General features: G+C 70.2%; 18 protein-coding genes and 1 pseudogene. 14 read left to right on the top strand and 5 right to left on the bottom strand.

Annotation, left to right across the window (positions count from 1 at the left end; all coding sequences use genetic code 11):
- The first annotated feature begins 2 nt into the window (after window positions 1-2).
- Window positions 3-2,051, top strand: a complete 2,049-nt coding sequence (locus ACFVYK_RS13485) for an NB-ARC domain-containing protein (RefSeq protein ID WP_389772828.1) — start codon at window positions 3-5, stop codon at window positions 2,049-2,051.
- Between the two features lie 174 nt (window positions 2,052-2,225).
- On the opposite strand, the gene ACFVYK_RS13480 is transcribed toward ACFVYK_RS13485, so the two are convergent.
- A complete protein-coding gene (locus tag ACFVYK_RS13480) occupies window positions 2,226-2,456 on the bottom strand; it encodes a hypothetical protein (RefSeq protein WP_389772636.1) in 231 nt (76 codons plus the stop codon).
- A 341-nt stretch (window positions 2,457-2,797) separates the two neighbouring features.
- Here ACFVYK_RS13480 and ACFVYK_RS13475 point away from each other — a divergent pair, with 341 nt between their 5' ends.
- The 6 genes from ACFVYK_RS13475 to ACFVYK_RS13450 all read left to right on the top strand — a co-directional run bounded on the left by ACFVYK_RS13475 (window position 2,798) and on the right by ACFVYK_RS13450 (window position 7,702).
- Complete coding sequence (locus ACFVYK_RS13475; RefSeq protein WP_389772633.1) at window positions 2,798-3,703, top strand: NADP-dependent oxidoreductase; 906 nt, start codon at window positions 2,798-2,800, stop codon at window positions 3,701-3,703.
- Window positions 3,704-3,788: 85 nt separating this feature from the next.
- Entirely contained in the window at window positions 3,789-4,850 is a 1,062-nt protein-coding gene (locus ACFVYK_RS13470; RefSeq protein WP_389772630.1) for an alkene reductase, read from the top strand.
- An 11-nt stretch (window positions 4,851-4,861) separates the two neighbouring features.
- Window positions 4,862-5,341, top strand: a complete 480-nt coding sequence (locus ACFVYK_RS13465) for a MarR family winged helix-turn-helix transcriptional regulator (protein ID WP_389772627.1) — start codon at window positions 4,862-4,864, stop codon at window positions 5,339-5,341.
- Between the two features lie 345 nt (window positions 5,342-5,686).
- Window positions 5,687-6,733, top strand: coding sequence for a S66 peptidase family protein (locus tag ACFVYK_RS13460; RefSeq protein ID WP_389772624.1), 1,047 nt, complete (start codon window positions 5,687-5,689; stop codon window positions 6,731-6,733).
- A gap of 78 nt (window positions 6,734-6,811) precedes the next feature.
- Window positions 6,812-7,264, top strand: coding sequence for a hypothetical protein (locus ACFVYK_RS13455; protein WP_389772621.1), 453 nt, complete (start codon window positions 6,812-6,814; stop codon window positions 7,262-7,264).
- Window positions 7,265-7,306: 42 nt separating this feature from the next.
- Window positions 7,307-7,702: a hypothetical protein gene (locus ACFVYK_RS13450; protein ID WP_389772618.1), complete on the top strand. Its 396-nt coding sequence runs from the start codon at window positions 7,307-7,309 to the stop codon at window positions 7,700-7,702.
- Between the two features lie 422 nt (window positions 7,703-8,124).
- Here ACFVYK_RS13450 and ACFVYK_RS13445 read toward each other — a convergent pair whose 3' ends face one another.
- Window positions 8,125-9,456: an alpha/beta fold hydrolase gene (locus tag ACFVYK_RS13445; protein WP_389772616.1), complete on the bottom strand. Its 1,332-nt coding sequence runs from the start codon at window positions 9,454-9,456 to the stop codon at window positions 8,125-8,127.
- A gap of 68 nt (window positions 9,457-9,524) precedes the next feature.
- On the opposite strand from ACFVYK_RS13445, the gene ACFVYK_RS13440 reads away from it, so the two are divergent.
- Window positions 9,525-10,142 (top strand): TetR/AcrR family transcriptional regulator, encoded by a 618-nt coding sequence (locus tag ACFVYK_RS13440; RefSeq protein ID WP_389772613.1) that lies wholly within the window; start codon window positions 9,525-9,527, stop codon window positions 10,140-10,142.
- Between the two features lie 779 nt (window positions 10,143-10,921).
- Here the strand turns inward: ACFVYK_RS13440 and ACFVYK_RS13435 are convergent.
- Window positions 10,922-11,185, bottom strand: a complete 264-nt coding sequence (locus tag ACFVYK_RS13435; protein WP_389772611.1) for a hypothetical protein — start codon at window positions 11,183-11,185, stop codon at window positions 10,922-10,924.
- An 89-nt stretch (window positions 11,186-11,274) separates the two neighbouring features.
- On the opposite strand from ACFVYK_RS13435, the gene ACFVYK_RS13430 reads away from it, so the two are divergent.
- Complete coding sequence (locus ACFVYK_RS13430) at window positions 11,275-11,427, top strand: zinc-binding dehydrogenase (protein WP_389772609.1); 153 nt, start codon at window positions 11,275-11,277, stop codon at window positions 11,425-11,427.
- A 72-nt stretch (window positions 11,428-11,499) separates the two neighbouring features.
- Complete coding sequence (locus ACFVYK_RS13425; RefSeq protein ID WP_389772606.1) at window positions 11,500-11,931, top strand: YybH family protein; 432 nt, start codon at window positions 11,500-11,502, stop codon at window positions 11,929-11,931.
- A 170-nt stretch (window positions 11,932-12,101) separates the two neighbouring features.
- On the opposite strand, the gene ACFVYK_RS13420 is transcribed toward ACFVYK_RS13425, so the two are convergent.
- A complete protein-coding gene (locus ACFVYK_RS13420; protein WP_389772604.1) occupies window positions 12,102-12,257 on the bottom strand; it encodes a hypothetical protein in 156 nt (51 codons plus the stop codon).
- A 222-nt stretch (window positions 12,258-12,479) separates the two neighbouring features.
- Here ACFVYK_RS13420 and ACFVYK_RS13415 point away from each other — a divergent pair, with 222 nt between their 5' ends.
- Window positions 12,480-12,875 carry an MmcQ/YjbR family DNA-binding protein gene (locus ACFVYK_RS13415; protein ID WP_389772601.1) on the top strand — a complete coding sequence of 132 codons (396 nt, stop codon included), beginning with the start codon at window positions 12,480-12,482 and terminating at the stop codon, window positions 12,873-12,875.
- Window positions 12,872-13,231, top strand: a complete 360-nt coding sequence (locus tag ACFVYK_RS13410) for an MmcQ/YjbR family DNA-binding protein (RefSeq protein ID WP_389772599.1) — start codon at window positions 12,872-12,874, stop codon at window positions 13,229-13,231. Before ACFVYK_RS13415 ends, ACFVYK_RS13410 begins: the two co-directional genes overlap by 4 nt.
- Before the next feature lie 84 nt (window positions 13,232-13,315).
- On the opposite strand, the gene ACFVYK_RS13405 is transcribed toward ACFVYK_RS13410, so the two are convergent.
- Complete coding sequence (locus tag ACFVYK_RS13405; RefSeq protein WP_389772597.1) at window positions 13,316-13,741, bottom strand: hypothetical protein; 426 nt, start codon at window positions 13,739-13,741, stop codon at window positions 13,316-13,318.
- A 359-nt stretch (window positions 13,742-14,100) separates the two neighbouring features.
- Between ACFVYK_RS13405 and ACFVYK_RS13400 the strand changes: the two genes are divergently transcribed.
- Window positions 14,101-14,331: a hypothetical protein gene (locus ACFVYK_RS13400; protein ID WP_389772594.1), complete on the top strand. Its 231-nt coding sequence runs from the start codon at window positions 14,101-14,103 to the stop codon at window positions 14,329-14,331.
- Between the two features lie 165 nt (window positions 14,332-14,496).
- Window positions 14,497-14,620 (top strand): annotated as a pseudogene (locus tag ACFVYK_RS13395) (peptidase E); the annotation flags it as partial.

The following is a 14,620-nucleotide window of genomic DNA, read 5'->3' as shown; positions in this document are numbered from 1 at the left end:
CGTTGGCCGCAGCCTTGGGCCTGGACGCGGCCGGTGCGCGGGAGTTGGAGCACACCGCGAGCCTGGGTCGTGCCCGCCGGGCCCCTATGACGGACGTTCCGCCACCTGCTGCCGTACCGGATGCCGTCGCGCAGACTGGCGCGCCCGATCTGCTGCCGCGCGCGCCGCGTGGCTTTCATGGGCGGGCGGCCGAGCTCGCCGTTCTGTCCCGGGCCGCCTCGGGCGAGGCGCCCGTCTGCCTGGTCATCGGGCCCGCCGGGGTGGGGAAGACGGCTCTCGTGCTGCATTGGGCCCACCAGGGCCGTGCCGGATTTCCCGGCGGGCGGCTCTACGCCGACCTGCGTGGCTTCGCGGACACGGGCGAGCCGGCCCTGATGGAGGTACTGCGCGAGTTCCTGCTGGCACTCGATGTGCCGCACGGCCGGATACCGGATTCCGTGAACGCCGCGGCCGCACTGTTCCGGTCGCTCGCCGCCGACCGCCGGCTCCTTGTGGTGCTCGACAACGCGCGGGACTCCGAGCAGGTCAGGCCGCTCCTGCCGGGCGGTCGCCGCTGCGTCACCGTCGTCACCAGCAGACACCGGCTGTCGGGGCTGATCGTCACCGACACCGCCCGGCCCGTTGCGGTGGACGTGCTCGGGCAGCAGGACGGCACGATGCTCCTCGCCGGTGTACTGGGCACGGAACGGGTACGCGCAGAGCCGGTGGCTGCCCGACGGCTGGCCGAGCTGTGCGGCGGGCTGCCCCTCGCACTGCGGGTGACGGCTGCCCGGCTGGCGCAACGGCCCGGCTGGTCGCTGGACGCGATGGCCGCCGAGCTGTCCGACGAGACGCGCCGGCTGAGTCTGCTGGACGTGGAGGACACCGGCGTACGAGCGGCGCTGCGTGTGACGCTGCAACAGCTCCCGCAGCAAGTCTCCCGTCTGTTCGCCCATCTCGGCTGCCACCCCGGTACGCACGTCGACCGGTATGCGGCGGCCGCCCTGGCGGACACGGACCCGGCAGCCGCCGAGACCTCCCTGGAGCGGCTGGCCGTCGCGCACCTCGTCACGGAGACGGCGTCCGGCCGATGGACGATGCACGATCTCGTGCGGCTCTACGCACGCAGCCTGGACGCCGGGCCGGACGCGCTCAAGCGTGTGCTCGACCACTACATCGCCACGGCCCTCGCGGCCGTGGCGGCGGCCGAGCCCGGCAACGAGGACTGCTTCCCGCTGCCGGAGGACTACCTGCCGCCCGCCGCCGTGCGGGAGTTCAGCGACCGGTCCGCCGCCGTGGCCTGGTACGCAGCCGAGCGGGACGACCTCACGCTGGCGGTGGCCGCGGCGCACGCCGCCGGACTGCACGGCAGGACCTGGCGGATCGTCCTGGCGTTGTGGCCGCTGATCGTGTGGCGTGTGCGCGACGGCTGGGCCCCGCTCCTGGAGACCGCGCTCGAGGCGGCACGGGCCGACGACGATCAGCACGGCGAGTCACGGGTGCTGAACGTGCTCGGCTGGGTGCTGATCGAGGAAGGGCGCATCGCGGAGGCGCTGACCCGTTTGCGGGCCGCCTCCGCGCTTGCCTCCCGGGCAGGTGACGCGGTGGCCGAGGTGAACGCCCTGATCGTTCTCGCCGTGGCACAAGCGGCGCTCGGCGGCCTGGACGAGGCCGCGGAGGGGTGCGAGCAGGCGGTGGAGCTGGCGCGCAAGGCCGGCGACCGGACCATGGAGAGACTGGCCATGCAGCACCTCGCCCGCCATTGGACCGACGCGGGGAAATGGCGCCAGGCCCTCGACACAGCGACCGAGGCCTTGGCCTTCGACGACCGATCGGGCACGGCCGACGTACCCCGGATACTGCTCCTCATGGTGAAGGGAGAGGCGCTGCTGGGGCTCGGGGACGAGGCCGAGGGCATCGGGCAACTCGACCTGGCGGCCCGGGAAGCGGAGTCGTCCGGCTACGACGACGGCGCGGTACGGGCGCTCGGCGCGCTGCTGCGGGTATCGGCAGATGAAGGGCTCCGCACACGATACGACGCGGCAGTCGTGCGACTCACGACGCGGACGTGAAGCTGGGCGGCGACACCGCGGGTGGCGTACAGGGGATGGGCCAAGACCAGGAGGCGGGACACCGCTGAGGCAGTCATCGGTGCAGTCACAAACGCCCTGACCTGGGCTGGGCTGGGCTCCATGTCCTCGGCGGATACGACGGGGCGGGCCGGTTGTCCGCGGTCGGCCGGAGCGTCACACCGCGCCGCATGCGTCTTGGCAGCTCGGCGAACATCTCGCCCCGGCCGGCCCCCGGGCGGTCTTGCCGTCCAGGCGGTCCGCCGTGGGCATGCCGTCCAGGCGGTTCGCCGTGGGCATGCCGTCCAGGCGGTCCGCCGTGGGCATGCCGTCCAGGCGGTCCGCCGTGGGCATGCCGTCCAAGCGGTCCGCCGTGGGCATGCCGTCCAGGCGGTCCGCCGTGGGCATCGCCTTGACGGCGGCCGGGGCGTCCTCCGGGGGAAGTGTGGCCGGCCGGCATCGGCTTGTTCTGGCAAACGCCGTTGCGGTCCTTCTTGACGAGCCTGGCCGGCTCCAGGCCGCGCGGCGCGGCGTTCACGCTCGGGCGGCTGAGCCCGAGCCTTTCACCGAGGGCGGCCATGCTCCAGCAGGCGCCTCCGGTTCGACCGCCGTCCCCAGGGAGACCGGCGGCGGCCGCGACCGATGTCGCGCAGCCCCCCGGCGCCCAATACTTGGCTAGCCACATGTTTGTTGTTACGTTGATTATGTGTCCAGCCACCTAACCGGGTGGCTGCGCGGGAGGAGTCGTCATGAGAGCCATCCTGTTCGACCGTTTCGGAGGCACGGAAGTGCTGCGCGAGGCGGACATCGAGGTCCCGCAGCCCGGCCCCGGGCAGATCCGCGTACGCGTCAAGGCGGCCGGGGTGAACGCGCTGGACGGCAAGATCCGCTCCGGGGCGCTGGAGGCCGTGTTCCCCACGCCGCTCCCCGCGGTCCCTGGTCGCGAGCTCGCCGGCGTGGTGGACGCCCTGGGCGAGGGTGTGAGCGACGTGCAGGTGGGCGATGAGGTGCTGGGCTGGTCGGACACCGGCTCGTACGCCCAGTACGCGCTGGCCACCACCGTGGCCCCCAAGCCCGCCGGCCTCGACTGGCAGCACGCGGTCGCGCTGCCGGTGGCGGGCGAGACGGCCGAGCGCGTCCTGAACCTGCTGGGGGTGGCCGCCGGGGAGACGGTGCTGATGCACGGCGCCTCCGGAGCGGTCGGAACCCTGGCGGTCCAGCTCGCCACGGCCCGCGGAGCGCGTGTGATCGCCACCGCCGGTCCGGCGAACCAGGAACACCTCGCCTCGCTCGGCGCCACCGCGACCCTCTACGGCGAGGGCCTGGTCGAGCGGGTGCGGGCGCTGGCCCCCGACGGCGTGGACGCGGTGTTCGACCTGGCCGGGAAGGGAGCCCTGGAGGACTCCATCGCCCTGCGCGGCGGCACCGAGCGCATCGTCACCATCGCCGACTTCCGCGCGCACCAGCTCGGCATCACCTTCTCCAGCGGCGGCCAGGAACGCTCGGCCGCCCGCCTGGCCGCGCTCGCGCAGGACGCCGCGACCGGCAGGCTCGTCACCACCGTCACCGCCTACCCGCTCGACCAGGCCGCCACGGCCCAGCAGGTCAGCGACGCCGGGCATGTGCGGGGCAAGCTCGTCCTCACCCTCGACTGATCACGCCCGCCCCTCCATCCGCCGCGCCCTCCTCCCGCTCACCCGATCACCACCTGTGCCGATCACCGCACCGAAGGACCCCTTCATGCTGAATTCCCTGTGGACGCCGACCACTCTTGGCGGCATATCTCTGCCGCACCGCCTGGTCATGGCCCCCATGACCCGTGACCGCTCCACGCCCGAAGGCGTCCCCACCGAGCTGAACGCCGAGTACTACGCCCAGCGGGCCTCGCACGCGCTCATCATCACCGAGGGCACGCAGCCCAACGCCGACGGCCAGGGCTACCTCCTGACCCCCGGCATCCACAACGACGAACAGATCGCCGGGTGGCGCAAGGTCACCGACGCCGTGCACGCCGCCGACGGCCGCATCGTCATCCAGCTCATGCACACCGGACGCATCGCCCACCCGGACAACACCCCCCACGGCCGCCGTCCGGTCGCCCCTTCGGCGATCCGGCCGCAGGGCATGATGTTCACCGCGTCCGGGCCCCAGGAGATGCCGACCCCCCGTGCTCTGTCGACGCAGGAGGTCGCGGCGACCGTCGACGACTTCCGGCGCGCCGCGGCGGCCGCCGTCGCGGCAGGCGCCGACGGCGTGGAGATCCACGGCGCCAACGGCTACCTCGTGCACCAGTTCCTCGCCGACAACACCAACCAGCGCACCGACGGCTACGGCGGCTCCCTCGACAACCGCATCCGCTTCGCCGTCGAGGTCGCCGCCGCCGTGGCCGACGAGATCGGCGCCGAGCGCACCGGCATCCGCATCTCCCCCGCGAACCCCTACAACGACATCGCCGAGTCCGACACCGCCGAGCTGTATCCGGCGCTCCTGGACGCCCTGCGCCCCCTGGACCTGGCCTACCTCCACGTGATGCACGCCGGCGACGAGGAACTGCTCGGCACCCTGCGCGCGCTGTGGCTGACCACGCTGATCCTCAACCGGGGCGGCGCCGACCTGCCCGCCCGCGCCAAGGACGTCGACAACGGCACGGCCGACCTCGTCTCCGTCGGCGCCCTCGCGCTCGCCAACCCGGACCTGGTCGAGCGCCTGCGCGCCGGCGCGCCGCTGAACACCCCCGACCCCGCGACCTTCTACGGCGGCGCAGCGGCCGGCTACACCGACTACCCCACCCACACCGGCTGAGGAACCGAACCATGCCCACCCCCGAACCCCGCATCCCCACGACGGCCGGCGCAGGACCGATGAGCTACGCGATCTTCCAACTCGCCCGCGCCCACCGCGCCCGCGCCGCCGCCATGCTCCGCGAGATGGACCTGCATCCCGGACAGGAACTGTTGCTGATGCAACTCCTGGACCGGGACGGTCAGACCCAGTCCGAGCTGCTCGAAAGCGTCGGCCTGGACCACTCCACCGTCTCCAAGTCCCTGCGCCGCATGCAGGACGCCGGCCTGCTCGTCCGCGAGCCGGCCGCACACGACCGCCGCGTCATGGTCGTCCACCTCACGGACAAGGGCCGTGCCATGCGCGAGCCCATAGCGGCCCTGTGGCGGGCCCTGGAGGAGACCTCCGCCCGGAATCTGTCGGAGCAACAGGCGCAGTCCTTCGTCGAGACCGCCTACGCCATCACCGAGGCGATCAGCAGCCGCGCGCTGCCGCACGAAGAGTCCGCGTGACTCCCCGGTGTGCACCCCATGCCCGCGTACGCCACACCACACCTGAGGGGCACGCGGGCTGGGGTGCACACCGTCCCGCATGCGGCGCGATCCACACCGTCCCGCATGCGGCGCAGTGCACACCGTCCCACATGCGGCACACCGAGCCTCCGCCAACTTGAAGACGCAGGTCAAAGGGCTGGCGTGACGTCCCTTTGAGGTACTCGCGCCGGCTGTGGGCGACAGTCCACGAAGTAGATCGTTCGTCAGGGGATGGCTTCGGCCCCTGTTTGACGTCGATGAACGGAGAATTCCCGTCTCAAATGAAGATGATCAGTAGTCGATCAGACCTCTAGCCTGACGGTCATGACCTCACCTGCATATCCTCCAAAGCCTATGCCCGGTGACCGCATAGCAATCATCTCCCCTTCGTCCGGATTGCCCGAGCTCTTCCCTCTTCCGTACGAGCTGGGGCTCAAGCGGCTGCGTGAGGATTTCGGCCTCGAACCAGTGGAGTACCCGTCCACTCGCAAAATGGGATCCACGCCCAAGGAACGCGCCGACGACATCCACGCCGCGTTCGCCGATCCCTCGGTCAGGGCCGTGATGGCCAGCATCGGTGGCGACGACCAGATCACCGTGCTTCCTTTGCTGGACCGCGAGCTGATCCGCGCTAACCCCAAGCCCTTCTTCGGGACGAGCGACAACACCAACCTGCTGGTCTTCCTGCACAACCTGGGCATCGTTGCCTACCACGGCGCCTGCCTGATGACCGAGCTCGGCCGCCCCTGCGCACTCCACCCCATGACCGCTGACTCGGTACGCGCGGCCTTGTTCACCTCGGGCCCGTACGAACTCCGCCCCGCCACGCGCTACCGCGACACCGACCGCGACTGGGCCGACCCGGCCACCTTCGGCAGGGAGCCGGACTCGCAGCCCGCCGAGGGCTGGATCTGGCACCAGCCCGACCAACTCGTCCAAGGCCGCGCCTGGGGCGGCAATCTGGAAATCCTGTCATGGCTGCTGATGGCCGACCGCGAGATCGCACAGGACCCAGCCGTCTACGAGGGCGGCGTGCTGTTCTTGGAGACGTCGGAGGAGATGCCGAGCGGGGAGGAGGTCTTCCGGATCTTGCGCAACATGGGAGAACGGGGCCTGCTGGCGCGCTTCCCGGCCCTGTTGATGGGCCGCGCCAAAGCGTGGTCCTTCCAGCAGCCGAACAGAGCGGAGGAGAAGCTACGTTATGCCGCTGAGCAGCGCGAAGCGGTGCTGCGCGCGCTGGCGAGGTACGCCCCGCACACCATGGCGGTGTTCGACGTCGACTTCGGGCATACCGATCCCCAACTGGTGATCCCTTACGGCGGAACGGTCAGCGTGGACGGCCCCGCGCAGCGGATCACGGTGAAGTACTGACAGCGCTGGAGATCCTCAGCTCACGACAAAGCACCAGAAACAGGCCCTCGCCAAGAGGCGCACCGTACGATCCGGTGCATGGACCCCGAGTTACTGAAAGGGATCACCGCGCGGCGCGCAGAACTGGACGAACTCGAAGAACAGCTGGCCAAGGAGCTGGCGGACGTGCGGGCCGAGCGCGACGAACTCGCGGTCGCCGAACGGGTCCTTGAGCGCGTGAGCGAGCAGCTCGCCGACGAGCGTGCCTCGGCCATGCCGGCGCCCGGGCAGGTGGGTGGACGGGCCGCGATGCTGATCCCGCACCGCGCGCCGGACGTAGAGGAGGCCATGCTTCCGCCGGACTACCAGCGCATCCTCGCCGCTGTGCGGCAGGCCGCCGGACCGGTCATGGCCCGTCAGGTCGGCGAGATGCTGGGCGTGGACATCAGCGTGTGGGGCAAGCTGGAGCCGTTGCGCGGGAAGATGGTCAGGCTGGTCGACCGCGGCTGGCTGCGGAAACTGCCCGACGGCAGGTTCACCACCCGCATGTGATGCGGGCGTAACCACGGTGCCTCCGGCGGCCGTTGGAATTGTGTGACGAAAACCAATGAACACGCCGAGGACACCTGCCCGCTTGTCTACCAGCGCCGTCTGCCGCTGTCCACGCGGACCGTCAACCACCTCGCCGATCTGCTACGACGACACCTGAAGGCGATACGGTCCAGGTGGCGGATCCTGCCGCCCGGGAAGATCGCGGTGATCGTCCTGGCCGTGCTGCGGCACGACCAACGCCTGGCCGACATGGCCGGCGGCAACAACGTCTCGGAGTCCACCGTCCGCCGATTGCGCGACGAACTGATCACCCTGCTCGCCGCCCAGGCCCCGCGCCTGGACCGCGCCCTGAAGAAGATCACCAAGCAAGGCGGGGAGGTCGTCCTGATCGACGGCACCCTCATCCCCACCCAGCGCTGTACCGAAGTCAACCGCTGACGGACGATCTACTCCGCGGACTGCCGCCCGCGACCAGCTTGAGCACCCCGAAGAGCCGTCACGTCAGCCCTTTAACCTGCGTCTTCAGGTTGGCTGAAGCTCGCCGTCCCGCATGCGGCGCGACCACCGCCAGGTCGGCCCTTACCACCCACCCCCTCGCGGCTGCCTTGGGACGCGGCCCGTCCGGCGGCGAGGCGCACTGCGGACCCGCCCCCACGGCCCGCCTCCCTCAGCCCGCCCGGCACGCAAGCGCCCACGTCAGCAGCCAGTCTTGCCCCGCCCACCAAGCCCCCCGCTGACGACCTGACGGAAAGTGAGACCCGATTTCCGGACTGCGAGATCGCCCTTGGCCGTACCTGGCGCAGGGCCCGGGGCGGTTTCTAGGGTTCGCCCGCCGTTGCCGGTGACGGACTGCAACGACTTCATTTGTGGTCGCGCAGAAAGGCAAGGACCTCGTCGCGGGTCGGATAGTTCGGCAGGGGTGCTGGTTTGTCCTGAAGGAACGCGGTGATGACGGCGGCGGCTCGGTCGTCGTTGTCGTCCAGGCTGTTCCACATGTGATGTCCGACTCCGGGCATGTACTGCGTGCGCTGGATGGCGGGGTCATCGGCAAGGACGGCGGTCGCCCATTGACGGACCTGGGAGGAGCACTCGGCGATCATCAGCATCGCGGGGGTCCGGGACTGCCTCAGTCGCGATGCGATGGCGGGTGAGTCCTTGACCGTCTGCTGGATGCGGAGGCTGGCGGCGGGGCTGAAGGAGAAGTTCTGTGCAGTGTCCTCGGCGGGGATGCGGTGTGCGTCGCGCGCACAGTAGGCGGATGCGGTGTCGCCGCCGAGGTCTGCGGCGGTGAGGGCGTTGTCGCCTTCGGCCTGTCCGATCAGTCCGGTGTCGGGGGTGAGGAGTCCCAGTCGCATGAGGCCGAATGCCACGGCGTACCGGGGGACGTGCGTCGATCGCGGTCCGGTCATGGCCGGGGCGAGGCCCCGTGCGGATTTTCGGCCCTTGCGCCCGGTGATGTGCGCGGTGGGGCCGTCCATGGGGCCGGGCTCGGCGATGATCGCCCGGTGCAAGCGTGCGGCGATGCTCGGGTCGGCCAGGGCTCGAGTGAGCACGACCCCGCCTGAGGAGAATCCGAGGATGTCGACCTTGCCCTTGTTCAGGCGGTCGACGAAGGCGGCGAGGTCGCGGACCGACCTGGAAATCGTGTACTGGTCCATGGGGAGCAGGTCGCTTCGTCCGCCACCGGCCTGTTCGTAGGCGTAGACGTCGTAGCCCTGGCGTGCCAGGAGTTGCAGGAACCGGTGGTCGAGCACCGAGATGCCACGGACCGGTCCGCCGTTCAGTAACACGAACGGGATGGGATGCCGGGCGGCGGAGTTCGCGGGCGGGTAGTGATATACCGCGACCCGGCTGCCTGTGGCCAGGCTCCAGTGCTGTGTGGCCACGAACGGCAGGGCGGGCGGGTACCGCCGGGCCGTCGGCACGGTCGGGATGCAGACCGCCACCGTCAATGCTGCCGCGACAACCACCGGCAGGAACGGCACGAGCCGCGCCGGCCAGGTGCGGCGCCGACCCCGCCACATCGCGAGGACAGCCCCGGCTCCCAGGGTCGTCAACCATGCGGCGAATCCCGAACCTGTCCCGTCCGTGAGGGCGATCAGTGCGAGAAAGACGACGACCAGCGTCGCGACGGCGGCAAGGGCCAGCAGTAAGCGTCCGATGAATCGGGTGAGACGTATGGCGGACGGCACGGCGAACCTCCGATAGTTTCAGAACGCTGTTTCAAAACGACGTTATCAGAGAAGGTAGGCTGCTGGTCGTGGGTAGGCCGAGAACAAACGACGAGGCCGTCAAAGAGCGGCTTGTGGTGTGCGCGACGGAGATGCTCGCCACCCGTCCGCGGGAGTCGGTGACGGTCCGCGCCGTGGCCACTGCTGCCGAGGCGTCGACGACGGCGGTGTACTCCTTGTTCGGCGGTAAGGATGAGCTGATCGGTGCGGTGCGTGACAGAGCCGCCGCTGGCCTGTTCCAGCACGTGTCGGCGGTGCAGACCTCCGCGGACCCTCTCGCCGACCTCTACGCTCTGGCCGTCGCCTACCGTCGTTGGGGGTGCGGGCACAGGCACCTGTACACGGTGCTGTTCGGTGGCCTGCAGTCCTTCGACCCGTCGGGGGAGGTCGGTGCCGGTGACCCGATCCGTCCCCTCCTCGCGGCGATCGATCGCGCCTTGACGGCGTCCGTCCTCGCCGGCGACGCAACGTCGATCGCCCTGTCGATCTGGGGAACCTTGCACGGGCTCGTGACTCTCGAACTGGCCGGGGCCCTCGACGCCACCACGGCCGAGGCCGCATTCCGCTCGACGATTCACGCCACACTGCGCGGATGGACGACCCCGGCGGTGTTCTGCGGCCTTCGCCAAGCCGAACTCGCTCCTTGACAGGATCAGGGCCGGTATCCGGGCTCTCCCGGTCCTGGCTGGGGCGGTGGTGCGTGACCGGCTGGTAAGCCGGCCCTTCACCGTGGTCCCGGCGGGGCAGAGTCCACCACAGTGGGACCTGGGGATCGGCCGGCGGTCCCTCGGCGAGGTAGAGGCGGGTCCAGAGGAATGCCTCCGGGTTGGCCGGCAGCCACTGCTCGGCCAAGGTGCCCTTGCGTACGACCCGCATGAGCTGGTCGCCCCGGTCGAGGTCGACTCCGCGGACGCCCAGCGCTCGGACGCGCGGGCGCCGTTGGTGACCGCCAGCGCCAGAATCGCCCGACGGCGAACTGCGCACCGCGCGCAGCACCGGTGACGGGCCCGCGTCCCCTCCCTCACCGCCCGACGGCCTGACCAGGGCGCCTCGAGCCCATCGCCCCTGACCGAACCACCCCCACAACGACCCCGGCCGCCGTCGAAAGAGGACGGGGCGGGCGCTCACGGCCCGCGCGACCGGGATGAGGGCCTGGTGAAGTGCCGCGCTCGCGGGGCTTCACCAGGTGTCCCCCAGCGACAACCAGATGTCCGCACCTGACTGAGCGATTCGCCGGATTTCGGCTGAGGATCGAGAGGTGCTGCGGCGACCACTTCGCCGCGGGCCGCAGCGGGGCAACCCCGCGGGGCCGTACCCGACAGGTAAGGAACTGGCATGGACAAGCGTGCACCGTCCGCAGGCGCCGCCTCTGCGACGATGCGAGCGGTCGTCGTCTCCCAGCCCGGCGGCCTGGATGCCCTTCAGGTCACCACGGCGGCGATGCCCGAGCCGGAGCCCGGAGGGGGCCGGAAAACTGCGGGACGCGGGCGTCGACCATCCCCTGGTCGACGACGGCGCCATCGCCGACCAGGTGGGCGAGCTGATGCCGGAAGGCGTCGACGCCGCACTGGAACTGGTGGGGCTGCTCGGTCCTCGCCGACACCTTCCGCACCGACCGCCGCCACGGCACCGTCTGCTTCACCGGAGCCCTGGCAGGCCAGTGGACGCTGCCTGACTTCAGCCCGTTCATGATCCCGGGCGGAGTGCGGCTGACCGCCTACGCGGGCCAGGCCGGCGACCTGCCCGCCGAGGTGTTCCAGCAGCAACTGCCCCGCCGAGGTGTTCCAGCAGCAACTGCGGGCCATCGCCGCCGGGCGACTCAAGGTCTCGGTCGCGAAGGTCTACCACGGCCCGGAGCAGGTTCGCGCCGCCCAGGCCGACGTCGAGACCGGCACAACACCGGGCAAGCACGTCGTACTGCTCGACGACTGAGAAACACACACCGTTCCGCGCCGACCGGAGCCGGCCGGCGGCGGCAAGCGCAAGCACGAAAAGGAGACTGTCATGGGCGTCAACAAGGAAGAAATCAGCAAGACCATCATCGAGCTGGAGAAGTCGTTCAACGAGCGGTGGAGCGTCGGCGACAACCGCGGCTACCTCGACGCGTTCGCCGACGAGGTCAGCTATTTCGACCCGATCCTCAAGAACATCGTGGTCGGCCGGGACAAGGTCATCGCATGGATCGACTCCATCTACTCCAACCCGCACATCGTGCGCAACGAGTACCTCAACCCGCAGGTTCACGTCAGCGACAGCGGTGACTTCGCTGTCCTGGCGTACAACCTGAACACCTACGTTCTCGACGAGAACGGCAAGGAGAAGCAGCTGCGCGCCTGGAACGCCACACACGGTTACCGCCTCATCGACAACCAGTGGCGCATCGCGCACTCCAACTGGGCGTTCTCCGAGACCGTGACGGAAGAGATCGCCTCCTGACCGGGAGAACCCGAAGCGACGCCCCCGGGTACCAGCGTGCCCAGCGAAAGGACCGACCGACCAGTGAGCAAGGCCAGGGAGGCGGCCGACCCCGGCGGCCCGGCACCCCGCTCCCGGACGCGATCAAGGATGTGGCGGCCGTGGGGATGCCGGCTTGTGCCGCGCCCGCCTCAGCTGCCGGCCCTGGCTTCGCGGGCCACGAAGGCGGCCGGGATGAGACCGGTGTGGCCACGGAAGAAGCGGCCGAAGTTCGCGGGATCGGTGAACCCGAGATGGACGGCCACAGCCCGGGCGTGTTCGGCGAAGAAGTCCTCGACGGTGCTCACCTCAAGGCCGTACGGAGTGCCGACCGGGGGCTGGAAACCGTACAGCGGCACCGCGGTCTGCCCGGGGCGTCCGACAGAACGCCTGGACTGTCGCTTGTCGACCATCACGTGTCCGCAGCCTACCGCCCGTTTCGCCCGCTCCAGGGAAAAGGATGGGGCGTGCCGTCCGCGTCCGTGGCCGACGCCCCGGCCCGCGCCACCACCTGAGGAAGGAAGACACTCATGAACGGATCGACCCTGCAGACGTTCGCCGCCGAGTGCGCGGAGGAACTGCCCGGAGCGCAGCTGGAGCATCCCTTCGGCCCGGACTGGGAGGTCTTCAAGGTACGAGGCAAGGTCTTCATGCTGATGACCGAGGTTCCCGGGCGTCCTGTCGTGATCCTCAAGGCGGACCCCGGCGAGGCCCAGGCTCTCCGGGAACACAACAGCCACATCACCCCCGGCTACCACATGAACAAGAAGCACTGGATCACGCTGGAGGGCGGGACAGGCGTCGACAAGAAGCTCGTCAGGGAGCTCGTCACCGACTCCTACCTGCTCGTCGTCGCCCACCTGCCCAAGGCCAAGCAGCCCGTCGACCCGCACACCTACGGCACCAGCACGCGGGCGGCCCGGTGAGCGCGGCCGGTGACCGCCTCCAGGACACCGCCCGCCAGGCGGCCCTCGCCCTCCCCGACGTCAGCCACGGCCGCCCCTTCACCCCCGACCTCGACGTGTACAAGGTCGCGGACAAGGTGTTCCTGATCGTCACCGACGACCCGGACGAACAGATCATCACGGTCAAATGCGAGCCCGAGCACGCGCGGGCACTGGAGCGCGGCTACGCCTCGATCACCCCGGGCCGCTACCTCGACAAGAGGCACTGGATCTCGCTGGGGCCCGGGCGGGGCATCACGAAGCGGCTGATCATCGATGCGGTCGAGCACTCCTACGACCTGGTCGTCGGCGCTCTGCCACAGAGCGAGCGCCCGTAGGGGTGGGCTTCTGACAAGGCCTTGACTGACAGCAGGTCAGGCCGACAGCGCGACCGAACCATCGCCCGACTCAGAGATGCGGTGTCAGCAGTTGCGGATCGACCAGACCGGCTCCCAGTCCACGTCGGGGGCGTCGTCGGTGACGACCGGGAAGGTCTGGAGGACGTTGCCGTTCTGGCCGTAGAGCGTCGCCTCGGCGTTGTCGGTCTGGCTGTTCATGACTTCGCCCGCGCCGTGCCAGTCCGACAGGTAGTAGCGGTTGCAGTCGTACAGGAAGAAGACCCGCCACTGGCTGACCGTGGGGTCCCAGACTGCGGCGCAGAAGTTCCCCCTGTCACAGTCGACGTGGTCTCCGGCGGGCACCAGTTGCGAAGCGGCGGCTGGTGAGATCGTCGGGGAGACGGCGGACGTGGCGGAGGACGCCGCCTGGGCCGAGCCGGAGGCGCAGACGGAGCCCAGCACCAGGGCCAGGGTGCCGATCGCGCCGGGAAGAGATCGCTTGGTACGCATGGGTTCGGTTGCTCCTGCGGGTCTCGAGCGGTGGGAGTGAGGACGGGACTACCTGCGGAGGACCCCCCTGCGAGGTCGGGCTGTCGCGGACTCGCAGAGGCGGCGCGTACCGCAGATTAGGGGGCCGCAGGTCCCGGCGGTCCCTGACAGATGTCAGGGACCCGCGCCGGTGCAGTCCGTCACGTTGCTGCGTCCGGTGACCTGTTCTCACGGCCGTGTCCGCGCTTCGGTCCGTCCGTCCCACCCCCTGCGGGACATGCCTGTCGAGTACGGGCCATGGGCCGGGTGTACGACCTCTTCCGCCGGTGGCAGCGCGATGGCGCCTGGCAGCTGGCTTCGTAGGTCAGAAGGAAGAGCAGATGCTGCGGACGCTGCCGGGGACCGGGGCGCGCTCGCCGGGTGCGCGCCGCGCGCGGCCGCCGCGCCAGGCCCCCATCGGCGCCGTCCAGCGACGCCGCGACAAGGAGGCCGACGTCGCCCACGCCGCCGACCGGCTGCTGAACAGCGACCCAAGCGCCTGGGAGCGCACGACGGCCGGAACGCCTCACCTACGGTGCGGCCACCCCGCCACCGGGAGGACCAGCCGATGAGCGCGCACCCCGACCACGCACCCGTCACGCCGTACGCAGGCCGACGAGCGGGCGTTGAACTGCGCGGCCGCCACGCAGCCCCACGAGCGCGGGGCACTGCGGGTCCCGTACTGGTGGATGCAGGGCTCGTTGCGCGTGGCCCGTCTGCCGTGCTTGGCTCGTCCGATGAACTTCCTGTTGACGGCGAGTGGCCTGCGTAACGAGACACTGCGGGACGCACTGCGGGACATGCTCGGAAAGCCGTTCGGATCGGCGAACGTCGTGTACGTGCCCACGGCGTCGGTCGCCG

This window comes from Streptomyces sp. NPDC058291 (assembly GCF_042880855.1).
GTDB lineage: Bacteria > Actinomycetota > Actinomycetes > Streptomycetales > Streptomycetaceae > Streptomyces.
This window is presented reverse-complemented; position numbering and strand designations above follow the sequence as displayed.

What these genes read in the sequence shown, in the direction of transcription:
- ACFVYK_RS13435 (WP_389772611.1), bottom strand. Translation starts at nt 11,185, where the DNA reads ATGAACGGGCTGAAGTCAGGCAGCGTCCACTGGCCTGCCAGGGCTCCG.
- ACFVYK_RS13465 (WP_389772627.1), top strand. Translation starts at nt 4,862, where the DNA reads ATGCCCACCCCCGAACCCCGCATCCCCACGACGGCCGGCGCAGGACCG.
- ACFVYK_RS13480 (WP_389772636.1), bottom strand. Translation starts at nt 2,456, where the DNA reads ATGCCCACGGCGGACCGCCTGGACGGCATGCCCACGGCGGACCGCTTG.
- ACFVYK_RS13405 (WP_389772597.1), bottom strand. Translation starts at nt 13,741, where the DNA reads ATGCGTACCAAGCGATCTCTTCCCGGCGCGATCGGCACCCTGGCCCTG.
- ACFVYK_RS13475 (WP_389772633.1), top strand. Translation starts at nt 2,798, where the DNA reads ATGAGAGCCATCCTGTTCGACCGTTTCGGAGGCACGGAAGTGCTGCGC.
- ACFVYK_RS13455 (WP_389772621.1), top strand. Translation starts at nt 6,812, where the DNA reads ATGGACCCCGAGTTACTGAAAGGGATCACCGCGCGGCGCGCAGAACTG.
- ACFVYK_RS13425 (WP_389772606.1), top strand. Translation starts at nt 11,500, where the DNA reads ATGGGCGTCAACAAGGAAGAAATCAGCAAGACCATCATCGAGCTGGAG.
- ACFVYK_RS13400 (WP_389772594.1), top strand. Translation starts at nt 14,101, where the DNA reads ATGCTGCGGACGCTGCCGGGGACCGGGGCGCGCTCGCCGGGTGCGCGC.
- ACFVYK_RS13460 (WP_389772624.1), top strand. Translation starts at nt 5,687, where the DNA reads ATGACCTCACCTGCATATCCTCCAAAGCCTATGCCCGGTGACCGCATA.
- ACFVYK_RS13470 (WP_389772630.1), top strand. Translation starts at nt 3,789, where the DNA reads ATGCTGAATTCCCTGTGGACGCCGACCACTCTTGGCGGCATATCTCTG.
- ACFVYK_RS13415 (WP_389772601.1), top strand. Translation starts at nt 12,480, where the DNA reads ATGAACGGATCGACCCTGCAGACGTTCGCCGCCGAGTGCGCGGAGGAA.